This window comes from Paenibacillus sp. YPG26 (assembly GCF_023704175.1).
Taxonomy (GTDB): domain Bacteria; phylum Bacillota; class Bacilli; order Paenibacillales; family Paenibacillaceae; genus Fontibacillus.
Genome location: NZ_CP084530.1, coordinates 146437 through 160988, shown reverse-complemented (window position 1 = coordinate 160988; position 14552 = coordinate 146437). Strand labels below are relative to the sequence as shown.

At 52.2% G+C, this 14552-nt stretch carries 17 protein-coding genes; 3 read left to right on the top strand and 14 right to left on the bottom strand.

The features are described 5' to 3' along the window. Nucleotides 1–286 precede the first annotated feature (286 nt). Complete coding sequence (locus LDO05_RS00820) at nt 287–1432, top strand: S8 family peptidase (RefSeq protein ID WP_251377022.1); 1146 nt, start codon at nt 287–289, stop codon at nt 1430–1432. Between the two features lie 134 nt (nt 1433–1566). Here LDO05_RS00820 and LDO05_RS00815 read toward each other — a convergent pair whose 3' ends face one another. The 4 genes from LDO05_RS00815 to LDO05_RS00800 form a co-directional block, all read right to left on the bottom strand. After that, nucleotides 1567–1704, bottom strand: a complete 138-nt coding sequence (locus LDO05_RS00815) for a hypothetical protein (protein WP_251377021.1) — start codon at nt 1702–1704, stop codon at nt 1567–1569. Nucleotides 1705–1965: 261 nt separating this feature from the next. Continuing rightward, nucleotides 1966–3645, bottom strand: coding sequence for an arginine--tRNA ligase (gene argS, locus LDO05_RS00810; RefSeq protein ID WP_251377020.1), 1680 nt, complete (start codon nt 3643–3645; stop codon nt 1966–1968). After that, a complete protein-coding gene (locus LDO05_RS00805; RefSeq protein WP_251377019.1) occupies nt 3617–4069 on the bottom strand; it encodes a YwiB family protein in 453 nt (150 codons plus the stop codon). Before LDO05_RS00805 ends, argS begins: the two co-directional genes overlap by 29 nt. A 243-nt stretch (nt 4070–4312) precedes the next feature. Then, nucleotides 4313–5521: a beta propeller repeat protein gene (locus LDO05_RS00800; protein ID WP_251377018.1), complete on the bottom strand. Its 1209-nt coding sequence runs from the start codon at nt 5519–5521 to the stop codon at nt 4313–4315. Nucleotides 5522–5937: 416 nt separating this feature from the next. Here LDO05_RS00800 and LDO05_RS00795 point away from each other — a divergent pair, with 416 nt between their 5' ends. After that, nucleotides 5938–7080 carry an SPL family radical SAM protein gene (locus tag LDO05_RS00795; protein WP_251377017.1) on the top strand — a complete coding sequence of 381 codons (1143 nt, stop codon included), beginning with the start codon at nt 5938–5940 and terminating at the stop codon, nt 7078–7080. 87 nt (nt 7081–7167) lie between these two features. Here LDO05_RS00795 and speB read toward each other — a convergent pair whose 3' ends face one another. The 6 genes from speB to LDO05_RS00765 all read right to left on the bottom strand — a co-directional run bounded on the left by speB (nt 7168) and on the right by LDO05_RS00765 (nt 11871). Beyond that, a complete protein-coding gene (gene speB / locus LDO05_RS00790) occupies nt 7168–8037 on the bottom strand; it encodes an agmatinase (protein WP_251377016.1) in 870 nt (289 codons plus the stop codon). A gap of 12 nt (nt 8038–8049) precedes the next feature. Further along, a complete protein-coding gene (gene speE, locus LDO05_RS00785) occupies nt 8050–8877 on the bottom strand; it encodes a polyamine aminopropyltransferase (RefSeq protein WP_251377015.1) in 828 nt (275 codons plus the stop codon). A 586-nt stretch (nt 8878–9463) separates the two neighbouring features. Continuing rightward, nucleotides 9464–10018 carry a histidine phosphatase family protein gene (locus LDO05_RS00780; protein ID WP_251377014.1) on the bottom strand — a complete coding sequence of 185 codons (555 nt, stop codon included), beginning with the start codon at nt 10016–10018 and terminating at the stop codon, nt 9464–9466. Nucleotides 10019–10106: 88 nt separating this feature from the next. Continuing rightward, nucleotides 10107–10631 carry a GNAT family N-acetyltransferase gene (locus LDO05_RS00775; protein WP_251377013.1) on the bottom strand — a complete coding sequence of 175 codons (525 nt, stop codon included), beginning with the start codon at nt 10629–10631 and terminating at the stop codon, nt 10107–10109. Between the two features lie 68 nt (nt 10632–10699). Then, nucleotides 10700–11014 (bottom strand): hypothetical protein, encoded by a 315-nt coding sequence (locus LDO05_RS00770; RefSeq protein WP_251377012.1) that lies wholly within the window; start codon nt 11012–11014, stop codon nt 10700–10702. Between the two features lie 116 nt (nt 11015–11130). Next, nucleotides 11131–11871: a YdcF family protein gene (locus LDO05_RS00765; protein ID WP_251377011.1), complete on the bottom strand. Its 741-nt coding sequence runs from the start codon at nt 11869–11871 to the stop codon at nt 11131–11133. A 246-nt stretch (nt 11872–12117) separates the two neighbouring features. Between LDO05_RS00765 and LDO05_RS00760 the strand changes: the two genes are divergently transcribed. Then, a complete protein-coding gene (locus LDO05_RS00760) occupies nt 12118–12387 on the top strand; it encodes a hypothetical protein (RefSeq protein ID WP_251377010.1) in 270 nt (89 codons plus the stop codon). Between the two features lie 18 nt (nt 12388–12405). Here the strand turns inward: LDO05_RS00760 and LDO05_RS00755 are convergent, their stop codons facing one another. The 4 genes from LDO05_RS00755 to LDO05_RS00740 form a co-directional block, all read right to left on the bottom strand. Further along, entirely contained in the window at nt 12406–12738 is a 333-nt protein-coding gene (locus LDO05_RS00755; protein ID WP_251378562.1) for a low molecular weight protein tyrosine phosphatase family protein, read from the bottom strand. Between the two features lie 25 nt (nt 12739–12763). Then, a complete protein-coding gene (locus tag LDO05_RS00750) occupies nt 12764–13225 on the bottom strand; it encodes a hypothetical protein (RefSeq protein WP_251377009.1) in 462 nt (153 codons plus the stop codon). Nucleotides 13226–13387: 162 nt separating this feature from the next. Then, nucleotides 13388–13936, bottom strand: coding sequence for a GrpB family protein (locus tag LDO05_RS00745; protein WP_251377008.1), 549 nt, complete (start codon nt 13934–13936; stop codon nt 13388–13390). Nucleotides 13937–13953: 17 nt separating this feature from the next. Continuing rightward, on the bottom strand, nt 13954–14535 hold the full coding sequence (locus LDO05_RS00740; RefSeq protein WP_251377007.1) for a hypothetical protein: 582 nt from the start codon (nt 14533–14535) through the stop codon (nt 13954–13956). Nucleotides 14536–14552: the final 17 nt, after the last annotated feature.

Sequence of the window (14552 nt, the reverse complement as noted above, 5' to 3'; positions counted from 1 at the left end):
TCACGCTCAAGGAAAAGACGGAGAGCATCGCTCTCCGCCTTTTTGACTGTATCCGCTCTCTGAAGAGTAATTCGCGATCTTCAGAAATCGCAAGCTGAAAGCCGGTTCCGGCTCTCTTCACATCCTATGTGTTATTCCCGATTTTGACACGGATGATTGCATCTATCTACAAATAAATCTGTCCCCTGCCTATTTCCCGGTGTAGGGGGCATGTTACCCACTCCTGTCCGCGGCAGCATTCATACAATATTTCTACAACACGCTTTGCCAAAAGGGGCTGCTCGCAATGGACTATGCCCGATTCCTAAATTTCATTCAGGAAAAAACCGGGAGTGCTGCGCCAAAGGAGCAGCGGACCATTATCCGGTTCGCCCGTCCGGCGGCTTATCAGGAATGCCTCAAACAGCTTAACCGGATGAAGCGCTCAATCCCTCAAATGCGTCAGATCCGCAGCTCCTCCCTGCTGCACGCCTTCATCTGCCCATTCTCCCTCACGGACCTTCCCCAGAGCTGCAGGAAAGGCCTTATTCCCGAGCCTGATGCCCAGATCAGCGTCCATGCTGTGCCCGCAAGCGGCATGATGAATACCCCCGAAATTCCCTGGGGAGTGCGTCATATTCAGGCTCCTGACGTCTGGTCTTCCTCAACCGGCTATCAGGTTCGGATCGCCGTCATCGATACGGGAGCTGACTTCAGCCACCCCGACCTGCGCCATTCTCTGGCCAGAGGCGTGAATCTCCTCAACCCCAACATGCTTCCCCATGATGATAACGGTCATGGCACTCATATCACAGGAACCATTGCAGGTGCGGGCGGCATGCAGGGAATACTGGGGGTTGCCCCCCGGGCCACAATCTACCCGGTCAAGGCCTTCGATCATAATGGAGCGGCCTATGTCTCGGATATTATCCTGGGTATTGATTGGTGTGTCCGAAATCAGGTGGATATTATTAATATGAGCTTTGGCATGAAATCCAAGAACAAATCCCTGTTCAATGTAGTCAATAAAGCACTCCAGGCCGGAGTGGTCGTTGTCGCGTCTGCCGGTAACGACAATAAAAGCCGCAGCGTGGATTATCCAGCCCGTTATCCGCAGACGATCTCGGTCGGAGCCACCGACCGGAGCCGCAGGATCGCCCGCTTCAGCAACAGCGGCCCGCATGTTGATATCTACGCTCCGGGCGAAAAGATCTACTCCTCCTGGCTCGGAGGCAGACATAAGGAAATGAACGGCACCTCGATGGCCACGTCGCATGTCAGCGGCTCCATTGCGCTGCTGCTTGCTCTCCGGCCGGGTCTTGCACCGGCAGAGATCAAGCTGCTGCTGCGCAAGAGCGCCCGGCCGGTGCTCACGGCCCGGAAGCATTCCCGCGGCGGGCTGGCGCCCGTAGAGGTGAACGCGATGCGGCTGATCAAGCGGGGGGCTCCTTGAGCCCCGCTGGGCGGCGGCGGTCAGCCGAGGGCAACGGCGGTCAGCCGGGCGGCGGTGGTCAGCCGAGGGCGGCGGCGGTCAGCTGAGAGCGGCGGCGGTCAGCCAGGCGGCGGCGGTCAGCCGGGCGGCGGCGGTCAGCCGAGAGCGGCGGCGGTCAGCCGGGCGGCGGCGGTCAGCCGGGCGGCGGCGGTCAGCCGGGCGGCGGCGGTCAGCCGGGCGGCGGCGGTCAGCCGGGCGGCGGCGGTCAGCCGAGAGCGGCGGCGGTCAGCCAAGGGCGGCGGCGGTCAGCCGAGGGCGGCGGCGGTCAGCCGGGCGCGAGGGCAAAGGTGCCGGAAGCAGGACGGCGGCTTGCGGCGCAAATAAGGCCCCGCCCGGGGATTCCGGGGCGGGGCCTTGCTGTTGCTGCGGCGGCAAATGCTGCCGCAGCCGCAGGGGCAGCCTGGCGGGCGAAGCCGCGGCGGCTTGGCTTGCCGCACTGGCCGGCGGATTGCCGGCTGGGCGGGCATTGGCCGCATGAGCCGATGGTGTGTCGGCTACATGCGGTCTGGGGCTTCTACGCCGATGAGCGCGAGTACGCGCGCGATTACACGGCGGGTAGCGCCGAGCAGCACGAGGCGCGCCGCGGTCTGCTGCGCGTCTTCGGTGATGACGCGCTCGGCTCTGTAATAGCTGTGGAACAAGGAGGCAAGTTCATACACATAGCGCACAAGACGGTGCGGCGCAAAGTTAACAGCCGCTGTCTCAATCTCTTCAGGCAGCTCGCCGATCTTGCGGAGCAGCGCATATTCATGCTCGGCGGTCAGCTTCGTCAGGTCTACATCAGCCGGAGCTGGAATAGCAATTCCCTGCTCTTCAGCTTGACGGAAGACACTGCAGATCCGCGCATGTGCGTACTGCACATAGTAGACCGGGTTCTCGTTGGAGGTCGATACCGCGAGATCCATATCAAAGTCCAGATGCGAGTCCATGCTGCGCATCGTGAAGAAGTAACGGATCGCGTCTACGCCTACCTCGTCCATCAGGTCGACCATGGTAACTGCTTTACCTGTCCGCTTGGACATTTTTACTTTCTCCCCGTCCTGGAACAGGCTGACCATTTGGGCAATCAGAACCGTCAGCTTGTCCGGGTCTTTGCCCAGGCCTGCCATAGCGGCTTTGAGACGTGGGATGTACCCGTGGTGGTCAGCTCCAAAAATATTGATCATACGGTCATAGCCGCGGTTGAACTTGTTGCGGTGATAAGAAATGTCCGGCGTGAGGTACGTATACGTGCCGTCATTCTTCACGAGTACGCGGTCTTTATCGTCGCCGTAATCGGTCGTTCTAAGCCAGGTAGCTCCGTCAAGCTCAAAGGTCTGGCCTTTGTCCTTAAGCTCCTGAAGCGAAGCTTCCACCTGCCCGTTCTCATACAGGGAGGTCTCGCTGAACCAGCTGTCAAAATGAACCCGGAAACGGCTCAAGTCGCGCTTGATCTTGTCCAGCTCTTTGTCCAAGCCGTACTTGCGCAGGAATGCTGCGCGTTCACCAGGTGTCCGGGACAGAAGAGAATCCCCTTGATCGGCCACTAATTCTTTGGCAAAGCCTTTGATATCTTCACCGTGATAACCATCCTCCGGCATCTCGGCAGACTGGCCAAGCTCCTGCAGATAGCGGGCTTCAATGGACTTCGCCAGGTTAGCAACCTGATTACCGGCATCATTGATATAATATTCGCGGGTTACGTCATATCCGGCATGTTCGAGCAGGTTGCATAGGGCATCTCCTACGGCCGCGCCGCGCGCGTGCCCCAAATGCAGGCTGCCTGTCGGATTCGCACTGACGAATTCAACTTGAATCTTCTGGCCTTGGCCAAGATTAATCCGGCCATAGTCTTCCCCTTGCGCATAAACCTGCTCAAGAACGGGATAGAGATAACTCTTGGTCAAGGTGAAGTTAATGAACCCCGGACCGGCGATCTCGGCTTTTTCAATAGAAGCGCTGCTATAGTCCAAATGCTCAAGAATGGCCTCGGCAATCTGACGGGGATTCTTCTTCGCAATCTTGGTCAGCTGCATCGCCGCATTAGTGGCCAGATCGCCATGGGTCTTCTCCTTAGGTACTTCGAGCTTGATCGCAGGGAGCTCTTCCTTGGTTACGAGTCCCGCAGCCAGGATTGCCGCCGTGATGGCTTCAATTACCTTCTGGTTAATTTCCTCTAATGGATTGTGTGTCATGTCCAACTTCCTCCTGTATATGTAAACTGATGTCGAACTGTCCAGCTAATTCATCATAGACGTACAGATCATATTTCCACCTGGCGGTCCCCGATAATCCATCCAGATTCAAGGTTAGACTATGGGTCTGTGTGGACAAGTTAAAAGACGTGTAAGCCGCCCGGTAATAACCCGGAAGCCTTCGTCCCTCCTGAAAGGACTGTGACGATTCGACTGATCCGTGCCGGATGAGCTTCAGCTCGCCTGGGGTGATTAAGACGGTGACCCGGGTAACCTCTTCGCCTGTAGGCCCTTGACCTTGTTCCTCATACTTGAGGAAGATTCCACTGCCTGAGTTGAACACCTGGCCCTGGTAGCTCTGAACCGTCTCGGCCCCATCCTGCAGGCTTGTCAATGTAATGGATGCGGGTGTGTAGTCCGGCATGGTCACTACTCCAATCTGTTCTATCTATTGTACTATATGGCATGAGCTAAAGAAACGAGTACTTCACACCTTCCCTTTAACCTCTGCCATCTTCATTCCATATACTATATCCAGTTCGCACGAACAGTTCAATGGGAGAAGGGGATTTTGCCCATTCTGCAGGTGTTAGCCGTATAGAAGAACCCTCCTTGTCAGAAGGAGGGTCCTCGTCGTCCATTTTTAATGAGAATAAGATCGGTTCCGTTACTTCTGAGACATGGCTGAGACAGCGTCAGGCAGTGAGAATCTCTTATTCCACGAGACTCCGCCATCATGGGTGACATAGACCGCTGTCTGTGTCGCACTTGTAACCGCGAGCCATCCTGTCTTCTGTGAAGGGAAGGAGATCCGGGCATCATACCCGCCCAGTACAGCGGGAACATTGCTCCACGAACGGCCGCCGTCAAAAGAACGCCCAACCCCCACCTTGCCTCCAGCCGGAGAACCTCCCGCAAGGTAAGCCGTACTATTCCCGATCAGCTTCATATTTCCCGGATGCCCACCAGGGCTGGCCGGCCCTTTGTTAGCAAGTGCAGGCCCCCTGCCGGGGGCGGGTCCCCCGCCTGCCGTACTCTGTGCGATGACACGGTTCCAGTGAGCGCCGCTGTCATGACTGCCGTACAAAGCGTAAGATACCTGGGACATGCCGGTCCCCCCGTATACAAGAGCCCACACTTGGCTTCCTTGGCTGTACAGCTCACCTCCATAAGGAGTCCCGAATGGAATGGTCAGCCTCGTGCTCCAGCTGGCACCGCCACTGGTTGTCTTGTGGAGCTTATAACCGATACCTGGATGAACCGTCAGCGACCATCCCGTACGGGCTGTCTGATCCGTGAAGACAGCTGCCCGGGTATTTACCGGTGTCTTGATCTGTGTCCAGGTTGTGCCTCCATTCAGGGATTTATAGGCTCCGTTCGAGGTATATCCCACAATGTGATTCGTCCCCAGCACATCAATCTTCTTGAATTGCTGGCCTGAGGTGCCGATTATGCTCCAGCGCGAGCCTCCGTCCTTCGTTGCGATTAGCTTGACCGGACCTCCGGGAGATATACGGGCCAAGGCCCAACCGTTCACGTTGTCCGGGAATACCATTTGCTCGAACTGCCACTGTCCTGTATAGATCTCCTGCCAGTTGCAACCTCCGTTAGACGTACCGATGAGAAAGCCATTTCCCGCAGCCCGCCCCGTTGTATCATTCAGAAAAGCAATATCTGTAATATGAAGCGGGTCCTGGTCTTCTGCCGCGTGCTTCTTCTGGAGACTCTTAAGCAGTCCATGATCTCCGCTCTGGCAGGGTGCGGATGCAGCGGCTGCCTCGGATTTCTCGATTACAGCCGTACTACTGCCAATCCCGATGGATAGGACAAGGGCCGCTGCTGTAAGCACAGCAGATTTGAAATGTCGTATTGTCATTAGATGCTACCTCCCTCTCGTATCTAATCTATAAAGAAGATCGTACAAATATCAGTAACGTTGTCTTATAAGCACCATATATAATTTTACCCATTCATTGGGAGAATCAATAATAGCTGGAACCCGCATAGCAATTCTGTTAAGCAGGGATCTGATAAGGAGGGCTTAAGTAAGGATGGCTTAGATAAGAAGCCTCTGTTGAGCCGGATTGCTGATCTATACAGCAGTTCTTGACACCTGGTGAGCCGGACAGTCGATATGGGCGAAAAAACATTTTAAATGCGAACAGATGTTTGGTATAATGGATGTACTGCTGACGCACTGTATGTAATATCCTAATTTGAATCATATGCCGTGCCTTGTTAACAAGGTCAATTAATATATAATACCTCACCCCGAAGGAGGAGATCCGTATCGTGCCTGAGACTACCTACGAGCATGTGAATACCAAGCAGACACTTAACCGGGTAAAAGAAGAGCGGATGCCCTTCGACTGGTCCATCAATCCCTACCGGGGCTGCGCCCATGGGTGCAGCTTCTGTTATGCCCGGGCCTTTCAGTCCTTCATCGGGCGGGGCGCTGAAGATGAGTTCCAGCATCATATTGTTCTGAAGCAGAATGCACCTGAAGCACTGGAGGGCCAACTATCCCGGATGGCGGGAAAGTTCGGGTACGATATCGAAGCGATGCGAAGACATATTGGTCAGGTTACGATTGGAACAGCTACAGATCCTTACCAGCCGATTGAGGCAAAGGCCCAGCTGACCCGTGATTGTCTCAAGCTGCTGGCCAAGTACCGGATCAGAACCAGCATTACTACCCGATCGCCGCTTGTGGTGAGGGATCTGGATATCCTGACCCAAATGAGCGATCTATCCATGAACATCAGTCTCAATTCACTGGATGCGGAGCTTATCCGCCGCCTGGAGCCCGCCTCCCCGCATCCCCAGATGAGGCTGGAGACCGTGCACAAGCTGGCCGAGAGCGGCATTCACACAGGAATCTTCGCGGCGCCTGTGCTACCGCTGCTATCCGATTCCGAGGATAGTATGGATGCCCTGCTCTCGGCTGCCAAGGAACGCGGTGCCGCATTCGCCATGGTATCCCTTTTGCGCCTATCCAGGGATGTTAAGGCCTGGTATATGAGTACACTTCGTACCCATTATCCGGAGCTCGTCCCTGCTTACGTAGATTTGTACGGGCAGGGACATTATGCCGATCGTCGATATATCGACAGGTTCACAGAAATGTCCAGCCGCTTACTCCGTAAGCATAGGTTATCCGGGCTCCCTGGAGGAACTGGAGCGGTTGGGGTTGGGGTTGGGGTTGGGATTGAGGTTGGGATTGAGGTTGAGGTTGAGGTTGAGGTTGAGGTTGAGGTTGAGGTTGAGGCGGGAGTGGTTGGAGCGGGAGAGGACGGCAAGCTTCTTCCGGAGAAGCCGAAGAATCCCGCGCCTGTGCCCCCAGCCGTGAAGGCAGGCAGATTCCCGGCTCCCGCTGCTGCTGTCACGAAGGATGAGATTCAGTTGGAGGCAGAGCAGCTGTCCTTCCCGTTCTAGATTCCTGTTATGCAAAAGCACCCCATTCCAAGTCATATTTCTGGCTCGGAATGGGGTGCTTATCTTATTCATCTAGATTAACCCAAATTATTTCACAAATCCAAGCAGCATTTCACGGATCAGCTTGGCGGCAACAATCTGAGTCTGTTCTGTTGGATCGTAGATCGGCGCCACCTCTACCAGGTCACAGCCCACTACGTTCACATCGGAGCCGGCGATCAAATGCACGGCTTCGAGAAGCTCTTTGGATGTGATTCCGCCTGCTTCTGCGGTACCTGTACCCGGTGCTGCAGAAGGATCAAGCACGTCGATATCAATGGTTACATAGACAGGACGACGGCCAATCTTCGGCAGAGCCTGCTTGAGCGGAGCCGCAACTTCAAACGGATAGAAGTTGATGTTCTCGCGTCCATACAGAAACTCTTCCTTGGAGCCGGAACGGATTCCGAATTGGTAGATATTCTTCCCGCCCATAAGTTCAGCTGCCTTACGCACAGGGGTGGAGTGGGACAGCGGCTCGCCTTCATAGTTCTCGCGCAGGTCTGCATGCGCGTCGATATGAATGAGGGCCAGATCCGGATACTTGGCGTACACTTCCTGGAAGATCGGCCAGGAGACGAGATGCTCGCCGCCGAGACCGATCGGGAATTTGCCGTCAGCCAGCAGGCCGCGCACATATTCCCCGATGACCTCAAGGCTGCGGGCTGCGTTGCCGAATGGCAGCAGCAGATCGCCTGCGTCGAAATAGGTCATATCGACAATGCTTTTATCCAGGTATGGGCTGTATTCTTCAAGTCCTACGGAAGCCTGGCGGATACGGGCTGGGCCGAACCGGGAGCCCGGACGGTAGCTGACCGTGAAGTCCATCGGCATCCCGTAGATGACCGCTTTGGACTCTTCATAATTGTCGGAGCTGCAGATGAAGACATTGCCGGAATAGGCTTGATCCAATTTCATATGAACAGCCTCCTATTTCACCAGATCTTCAACGAATTTAGGAAGCACGAACGCGGCCTTGTGCAGGCGCGGTGTGTAATATTTCGTATCGATCTCAGGAATTTGAGTCTCGTCCACTTGCAGCGGATCATGGGTTTTGCTTCCAAGCGTGAACGTCCACAGACCACTTGGGTAAGTAGGGATGTTCGCACCGTATACACGAACGATCGGGAAGATCTCCTTCACGTCTTTGTTGACCTTCTGGATCAGGTCAGCCTTGAACCAAGGGTTGTCCGTCTGAGCGACGAAGATACCATCTTCCTTCAGAGCTTCATGGATGCCTTGGTAGAAGCCACGCTCGAACAGCGGAGCCGCAGGGCCCACAGGTTCCGTGGAATCCACCATGATGACATCGTATTTATTTTTATTTTCGATAATATGCATATATCCGTCATTCACCAGAACCTCTACACGAGGGTTGTCCAGCTCACCGGCAATTTCAGGCAGGTATTGCTTCGAGTATTCGATAACCTTGCCGTCGATCTCAACGAGTACCGCTTTCTCTACACCAGGGTGCTTGAGAACTTCACGGATAACCCCGCCATCTCCACCGCCCACAACGAGCACGTGCTTTGGATTAGGATGGGTGAACAGCGCCGGATGCGCGACCATTTCATGATAGACGAATTCATCTTTGATCGTAGTCATGACCATGCCGTCCAGGACGAGCATACGTCCAAATTCCTCAGTGTCAATCATCGCCAAATCTTGAAAATCTGTCTTCTCCGTAACCAACGTTTCCCGGATCTTCGCTGTAATGCCGAACGCCGGAGTCTGTTTCTCAGTAAACCACAATTCCATCGTATATACCTTCTTTCCGTCAGAATAGTGTTTAGCCGCCATATAAAGCCCCTAACCAAAACGGGTTCTCCAGTTACACTTCTCGCGAAAGCTTCACTTCCTATATTGTACCAAACAAATTGTATAATAACACAAGATGACCCTGGATGCGACCTATGTCATGGTGATGTAAAATGGACCCAGAAAATGCAAATGACCCATGTACACAGCAAGCTGCGAACACGGGCCAATCTGAACGTTAGTTCCCTTATTTAAGCTTTTGAACTTTGTATACGAATTTCCACGTTGCTGTATTTCCTGAATATCTGCCCCGGTTCTCTTCCACCACGACATTTAATGACTTGGTTATAGTCTTGTTAATTATCCAATTTGCTTATAACTACTTCCTAAATTTTCAGCAAAATTGTGGATCGTTTGATAACCAAGCCACATAATGAACCCTATGACAACTAACAATATAGTAACTTTCAATAGTTTTGGCGACATTTGTATCCCCCTTTGTTAGTTGTTAGAAATAGGAGCTTCGTTCAACACAAAACTTGATGATTGTTATGTCAGAGCGGCTCTCCGTTAGTCTAGGCTCCGGTTATAGTTGGATTATAGTCCCCCATACCCGCTGCAAGTGAGCATGGCTGCCGCTTACCTCAAGTAAATACACGTCAGGATTAGATAACCTCCTCCATTCCTCAAAGCCAAAGTCCAGTTGATAGTGTCTGATTAACAAGGATAATAGTACACCATGTGTTACCATGGCTAATGTTCTCTCCGTCCTTGTCAGAAGTTCCTCAAGAACAGCCACCCCTCTGCCTGCAGCCTCCGCAGTAGACTCGCCGCCTTCAAGAACAAAGTCCTCCTCAGCATAGGTCCGCTCAAGCAGCTCCATCCAATTCTCAAGCGGAGCTGGACTGAGTACTCTCTCCTTCAGACGGTCATCCGTGTGAATCCTAATATGGGCAAGCCCGCTTAATGGGCGTATGGTCTCAACTGCTCTAACGTAAGGGCTTGAGACTATGTACTCGATCCCTCGGTCTTTAAGGAAACTGGCCAGCTGCATAGCTTGGGCCTCTCCTGCCTCAGTGAGCGGAGCCTCAGGCTCCTGGCCTGCTGCTGCCGCGTGACGGATAAAATAGATATGCTTCAATTCCTTCACCACCTATATGGCTTTGATCGGGATTGCGCGACCATGTTATACACAACAAGTGTTAGCTTAAATTCAATCGGCCATTTCTTTAGTTCTTTCCATATTTAAGCTTCTTGTAATATAAAACCGTAGTATCTAAAGTTCCCCCCGCCGACTGTGCGAACTCGGGGATACGGCCTGCTTCGATATAGCCTAATGACTTGTACAGGTCATTAGAGGAATCTCCCTCTCTGGTGTCCAGCACCAGCAGAAACCTTCCTTCTTCCCGCGCAGCTTCCTCCAGGGTCTTCATAAGCAGGCGGGCTACGCCGCTTCTTCGGTGGTCTGGATGAACCATTAATTTGGCGACCTCAGCCCGGTGAGAAGCGTTCTTTTTCCCGGCTAAATGAAGCTGAACGGTACCGAGAACCTGATCATCCCGGGTCGCGATCCACAGCTTCACGCCCCGTCCGATCACCTGCTTCCAGTATGTAGCAGCTTCCCCGAATTCAAGCGGCGAAAGAAAGCCAATGGAGGCGCCTCCCTCTACGATGCGCACGAGTAAATCCGACAACTGCTCTAAGGCTGATGGCTCCAAATTGTGGAGCTCCATAATTTCGATAATCGCTCCCATGTTACACACTCCTTGTGTTGGCAATCTCCAGCTGATCTAATGGATGGCCGGGTTGATTAACTGGCCTTCTAGTTATGAGGGGCATAGGGAGTAACCTGTACTATGGCTAAGGCCAGTAACCCAACTATTAGGGGCAAAGCTCTTAGCAGCCAGGTAGAGTGGTAACGGCTAAATATGAAATATAGTCCAGAGAACAATAGAGATCCGCAGAAGAAAACGTAGCCGAGCAGCAACAGCGGCACTGTCATGAATAGGGCCCATTCATCATGGATGACCCACTTGAGTGTATGAAGAGAGAGGATTAGAACGCTGCTGAATGCGCTTAGTATCAGCGTCAGCTTGTACAGGACTTTGGCTCTCTCCTGTTTAACTACCTGATCCATTGTTGTTCACCTCGTTCCACGGGAAATAATCAGTGGTCCCAGACCATGAATGTGTTCCGGTTCGCGTTGCATGGCAGTAGAGTTAGTACTTAAGCAACCGGAGAAGGCACTACGATCTACAACAAAGCCTTGATCACGGCCAGGTACTCTCGGATCATGTTGATCGGCTTAAGATATAGGGGAGAATCCCCCGATATGCCATAGGCTTCATAGCCGAGTGTCGCCGCAATATATTTGGCTCTGAACAAATGATAGTCACTGGTGACAATGATGATCTTAGGGCGGCTGCTTTCACTGCGCTGCATTAGCTTCTTGGAGAAAGACAAGTTCTCCTTCGTGCTTGTCGATTTATCCTCCAGCTTGATTCGGTCTCCCGCGACCCCTTGGCTGACAAGATACTTCTTCATGGCTGCCGCCTCGGTTATGTCCTCCCCCGGTCCTTGGCCTCCGGATACGATAATAGGGATCTCCGGGTGCTGGTTCACATAAAGCAGGCTTGCATCCAGCCGCTGCTTCAAGGTTAGTGACAGCCGTGTTCCCTTGAGGCCCGATCCAAGAATTACAACATAATCGGCATCGGTTACCGCACGGTCATCTGTGCCGAAGTCTGACAGTACAAAGGACTCTACAATCACAAAGGAGACTAACAGCAGGACAGAGCAAGCAATCAATGCTCGCTTTAGAATTACGTGCTTCTTGAAATCAATCCTTCTTAGGATGATGACGGCAAAGACCACGCCACATATCAACGCGATGGCGAAGTTGTTTCTAAAGAGTAATGCCATCAGCAAAGCGGCAAGGGCGATCGATAATTCCAGATAAGATGTGCCGCGTTCATTTCTCGGGACGAACTTCATGCGCTGCTCCTTCCAGCAAGGGGGTCTTGTTCTGTTCATGTATAGGTCGATTCCGCTGCGGTTATTAAATCGGAAGTGAGCGTCTCTAAAAAGAAAACACCCTTCCAATATTATACATCACAGGGATTGGAAGGGGTAATTTGTGCACGCCAGATGCTCTCCATCTTAAAAAAACACCAACAAAACACCGCTTTCCGGTGTTCTTATACTATGACTTACAAATTATCTTCAGGCGGTGATGTAGTCATGAAGCCAAAAGATCTGTTTTGGTCCATTGTGCTTAATGGGTTTCTCGGTTATTTATGGTCGCTTTTCTATTGGGACATCACGGATTTAACCCGGGTGTGGGATCACTTCTTGTCTAAAGCCATTATATTCATCTTAGGATCCTTCTTGTTCGGCGAGATTGTCAACAGGGTGTCGCCGCTGCATGAGTACAAGTGGAACCACCCTATAAGGATCATCGGCGCTGCTTCATATTTGCTAGTTGTATTACTCTGTTTCTATGCCAGGTAACGCTTTAAGCACAAGGAGTCACCAACCCGGCACTTCGATATATTCCGAGACTCTTGCTTTCAGAATTTCGACCAGTTCCTCATTCATAAAAGGATAATCGTCTGGAATATCCAGCCAGATTATTCTTTTGCCGGTGAGGCCCGGGCCGAACTTCTCTTGGAGTCTGCGCGCATGCTTGGTCTCCATCACAAAAACAAGGTCAGCCCACCCAATGTGGCCTGCCGTTACTTTAATTCTCGCGTTCTCTTCAGTCCCCGCGGACCTCACTTGATACATGCTGTACTGCTCAAAGACTTTCTCAGCCGTCAGGCTTCTCCATTTATTCCGACTACAAATGAACAGCAGCTTGATTGAAATCACTCCCCGCCAATCGTCTTTACTTAAACCTGTCCCACATTTCATTGAAGAAATGCTGTCCCCCTGCTGCCCAATATTGTTCTTGCTCAGGCACCTCATCAAGAAAATCCTTGTACTCTCCCGTCCACCCATCAGGGACATAATCCTCAAATGACATCGGTTCAGGGAATAGAGAGTAGAGCACCTTCTCGTCAAAGTTCACATAAATCGCAGGAATGAATTCCAGCACCTCGTCATAGCTTTTGAACGCGTCCCTCAGGTCATTCAAAGTCTGTGCCAGCTCAAGCGTAGATACCTTAAGATCTTCGATTCGGGTTAAAAAGGCTTCCGCAGTATTTTCATCCAGGATTTCGATACCGAACCGGTCCTCCATCTCCGTGTTGAGGAACCAGTATTCTCTCTCCGTAATATACCAATTCCAGGTCCCGCGAAAGATAACGCCTACGATCAGGACCTGCGCATAGTCAGGCATTAGCTTCATAAGCGACCCCTCTCTTAGAAGTTAACCAGCGCTTACTGCTCCTAGTACAACACGGGCCCGCCTCATAATCTCTCTCAGACTGGGCCTGTGGATTAACAAGTCTATTAGGCATTTTCTATTCCCAAGCCTAGGTTCCCACCGCAATCCATCTTCCACTATAGTTCATGCATCCGTTCTGCCAGGTCTCCACCCGGTTGTCTGTGACCATATATGAGCTTGGCGCAGAATATCCCATACAATAGGACCTTTTCCCTCTACATACTTAGATCGTTCGTTATTGTACAATCCCATCAGACGATGCTTCTCCTGGACGTATCTGGAGCAATCCTCCGGGTGAACTCTTAAGTAATCGCGAAAAAGCAGGGTCATCTGCTCCGAGAAGCTGCCTGCTTGTCTTACATGGATATGTGTCCTTCTATGTCCAGGTAGTTCCCGGAAATACTTCTTGGTCTTATCCGTATTCTCCTCACGAAGCTTATAACCTAATCTTTCAATGGCAGACTTATAATCGGATTCAACGTCGAAATTCTGCACCGAGATCTGAATATCTATGATCGGCTTCGCGTCCAAGCCCACAACAGATGTAGATCCCACATGATCTATTCGTAGTGCGGTACTTCCCAGGGAGGCTCTAAGCCTGGTTCCCAAATTAACAAACAGACCCGTCCACCACTGCGGCTCATAAGGTGCTATTCTCCACTGCTGATCCATGTCCGCTTCTCCTTTGGTTAGGTAGTAAGGCTCGTAAATTCAGCAATCTCCAGCTCGTTCAGAATCTGATACCATTCCAGTACAACCGGGGGCACCCGTCTGATCTTGGAGTCCAGGTATAGATTCAGTTCAGGAACCGGCCGAGCGTATTGCTCCCGGACCAAGTGATTAATAGAGCTTAACTGCGTGTAAGCCCCGAGTTCAGAGAGATCGAACCCTTTTTGAGTCAGAGTCTCAAATACAGCTTCGCTTAGCAGATAGAGCGCGGAGAAATCAAGGGTTATCTTGCGGTACCTGTTGCCGGGCTCCTGATCCGTATGTAAGGGTCTGTTGTAGTCCTTGGTACTCAGGTGAATTTGGTACCTGTAATTGTCATCATCGGTGCACAATATCTCCGCATGGCAGACGTCACAGATCACCGTCCCGACCTGTCCATACCTTGATCCATCGTAGTGGTACATGCCTCCCGTCTGATTGCTGCAAGCTGTGCAGTATATGGGAGTGATCTCGGTATCTACAACAACCCGTGTGTTGTTATAGAACTTGACGTTCACATCATACTCGTAGATTTGTTCCTCGGTCAGCTTGGAGATACCCATGGTCCGGCTCCTTTCTT

What these genes read in the sequence shown, in the direction of transcription:
- LDO05_RS00765 (WP_251377011.1), bottom strand. Translation starts at nt 11,871, where the DNA reads ATGAAGTTCGTCCCGAGAAATGAACGCGGCACATCTTATCTGGAATTA.
- LDO05_RS00805 (WP_251377019.1), bottom strand. Translation starts at nt 4,069, where the DNA reads ATGCCGGACTACACACCCGCATCCATTACATTGACAAGCCTGCAGGAT.
- LDO05_RS00775 (WP_251377013.1), bottom strand. Translation starts at nt 10,631, where the DNA reads ATGGGAGCGATTATCGAAATTATGGAGCTCCACAATTTGGAGCCATCA.
- speE (WP_251377015.1), bottom strand. Translation starts at nt 8,877, where the DNA reads ATGGAATTGTGGTTTACTGAGAAACAGACTCCGGCGTTCGGCATTACA.
- LDO05_RS00745 (WP_251377008.1), bottom strand. Translation starts at nt 13,936, where the DNA reads ATGGATCAGCAGTGGAGAATAGCACCTTATGAGCCGCAGTGGTGGACG.
- LDO05_RS00770 (WP_251377012.1), bottom strand. Translation starts at nt 11,014, where the DNA reads ATGGATCAGGTAGTTAAACAGGAGAGAGCCAAAGTCCTGTACAAGCTG.
- speB (WP_251377016.1), bottom strand. Translation starts at nt 8,037, where the DNA reads ATGAAATTGGATCAAGCCTATTCCGGCAATGTCTTCATCTGCAGCTCC.
- LDO05_RS00820 (WP_251377022.1), top strand. Translation starts at nt 287, where the DNA reads ATGGACTATGCCCGATTCCTAAATTTCATTCAGGAAAAAACCGGGAGT.
- argS (WP_251377020.1), bottom strand. Translation starts at nt 3,645, where the DNA reads ATGACACACAATCCATTAGAGGAAATTAACCAGAAGGTAATTGAAGCC.
- LDO05_RS00800 (WP_251377018.1), bottom strand. Translation starts at nt 5,521, where the DNA reads ATGACAATACGACATTTCAAATCTGCTGTGCTTACAGCAGCGGCCCTT.
- LDO05_RS00740 (WP_251377007.1), bottom strand. Translation starts at nt 14,535, where the DNA reads ATGGGTATCTCCAAGCTGACCGAGGAACAAATCTACGAGTATGATGTG.
- LDO05_RS00750 (WP_251377009.1), bottom strand. Translation starts at nt 13,225, where the DNA reads ATGAAGCTAATGCCTGACTATGCGCAGGTCCTGATCGTAGGCGTTATC.
- LDO05_RS00760 (WP_251377010.1), top strand. Translation starts at nt 12,118, where the DNA reads ATGAAGCCAAAAGATCTGTTTTGGTCCATTGTGCTTAATGGGTTTCTC.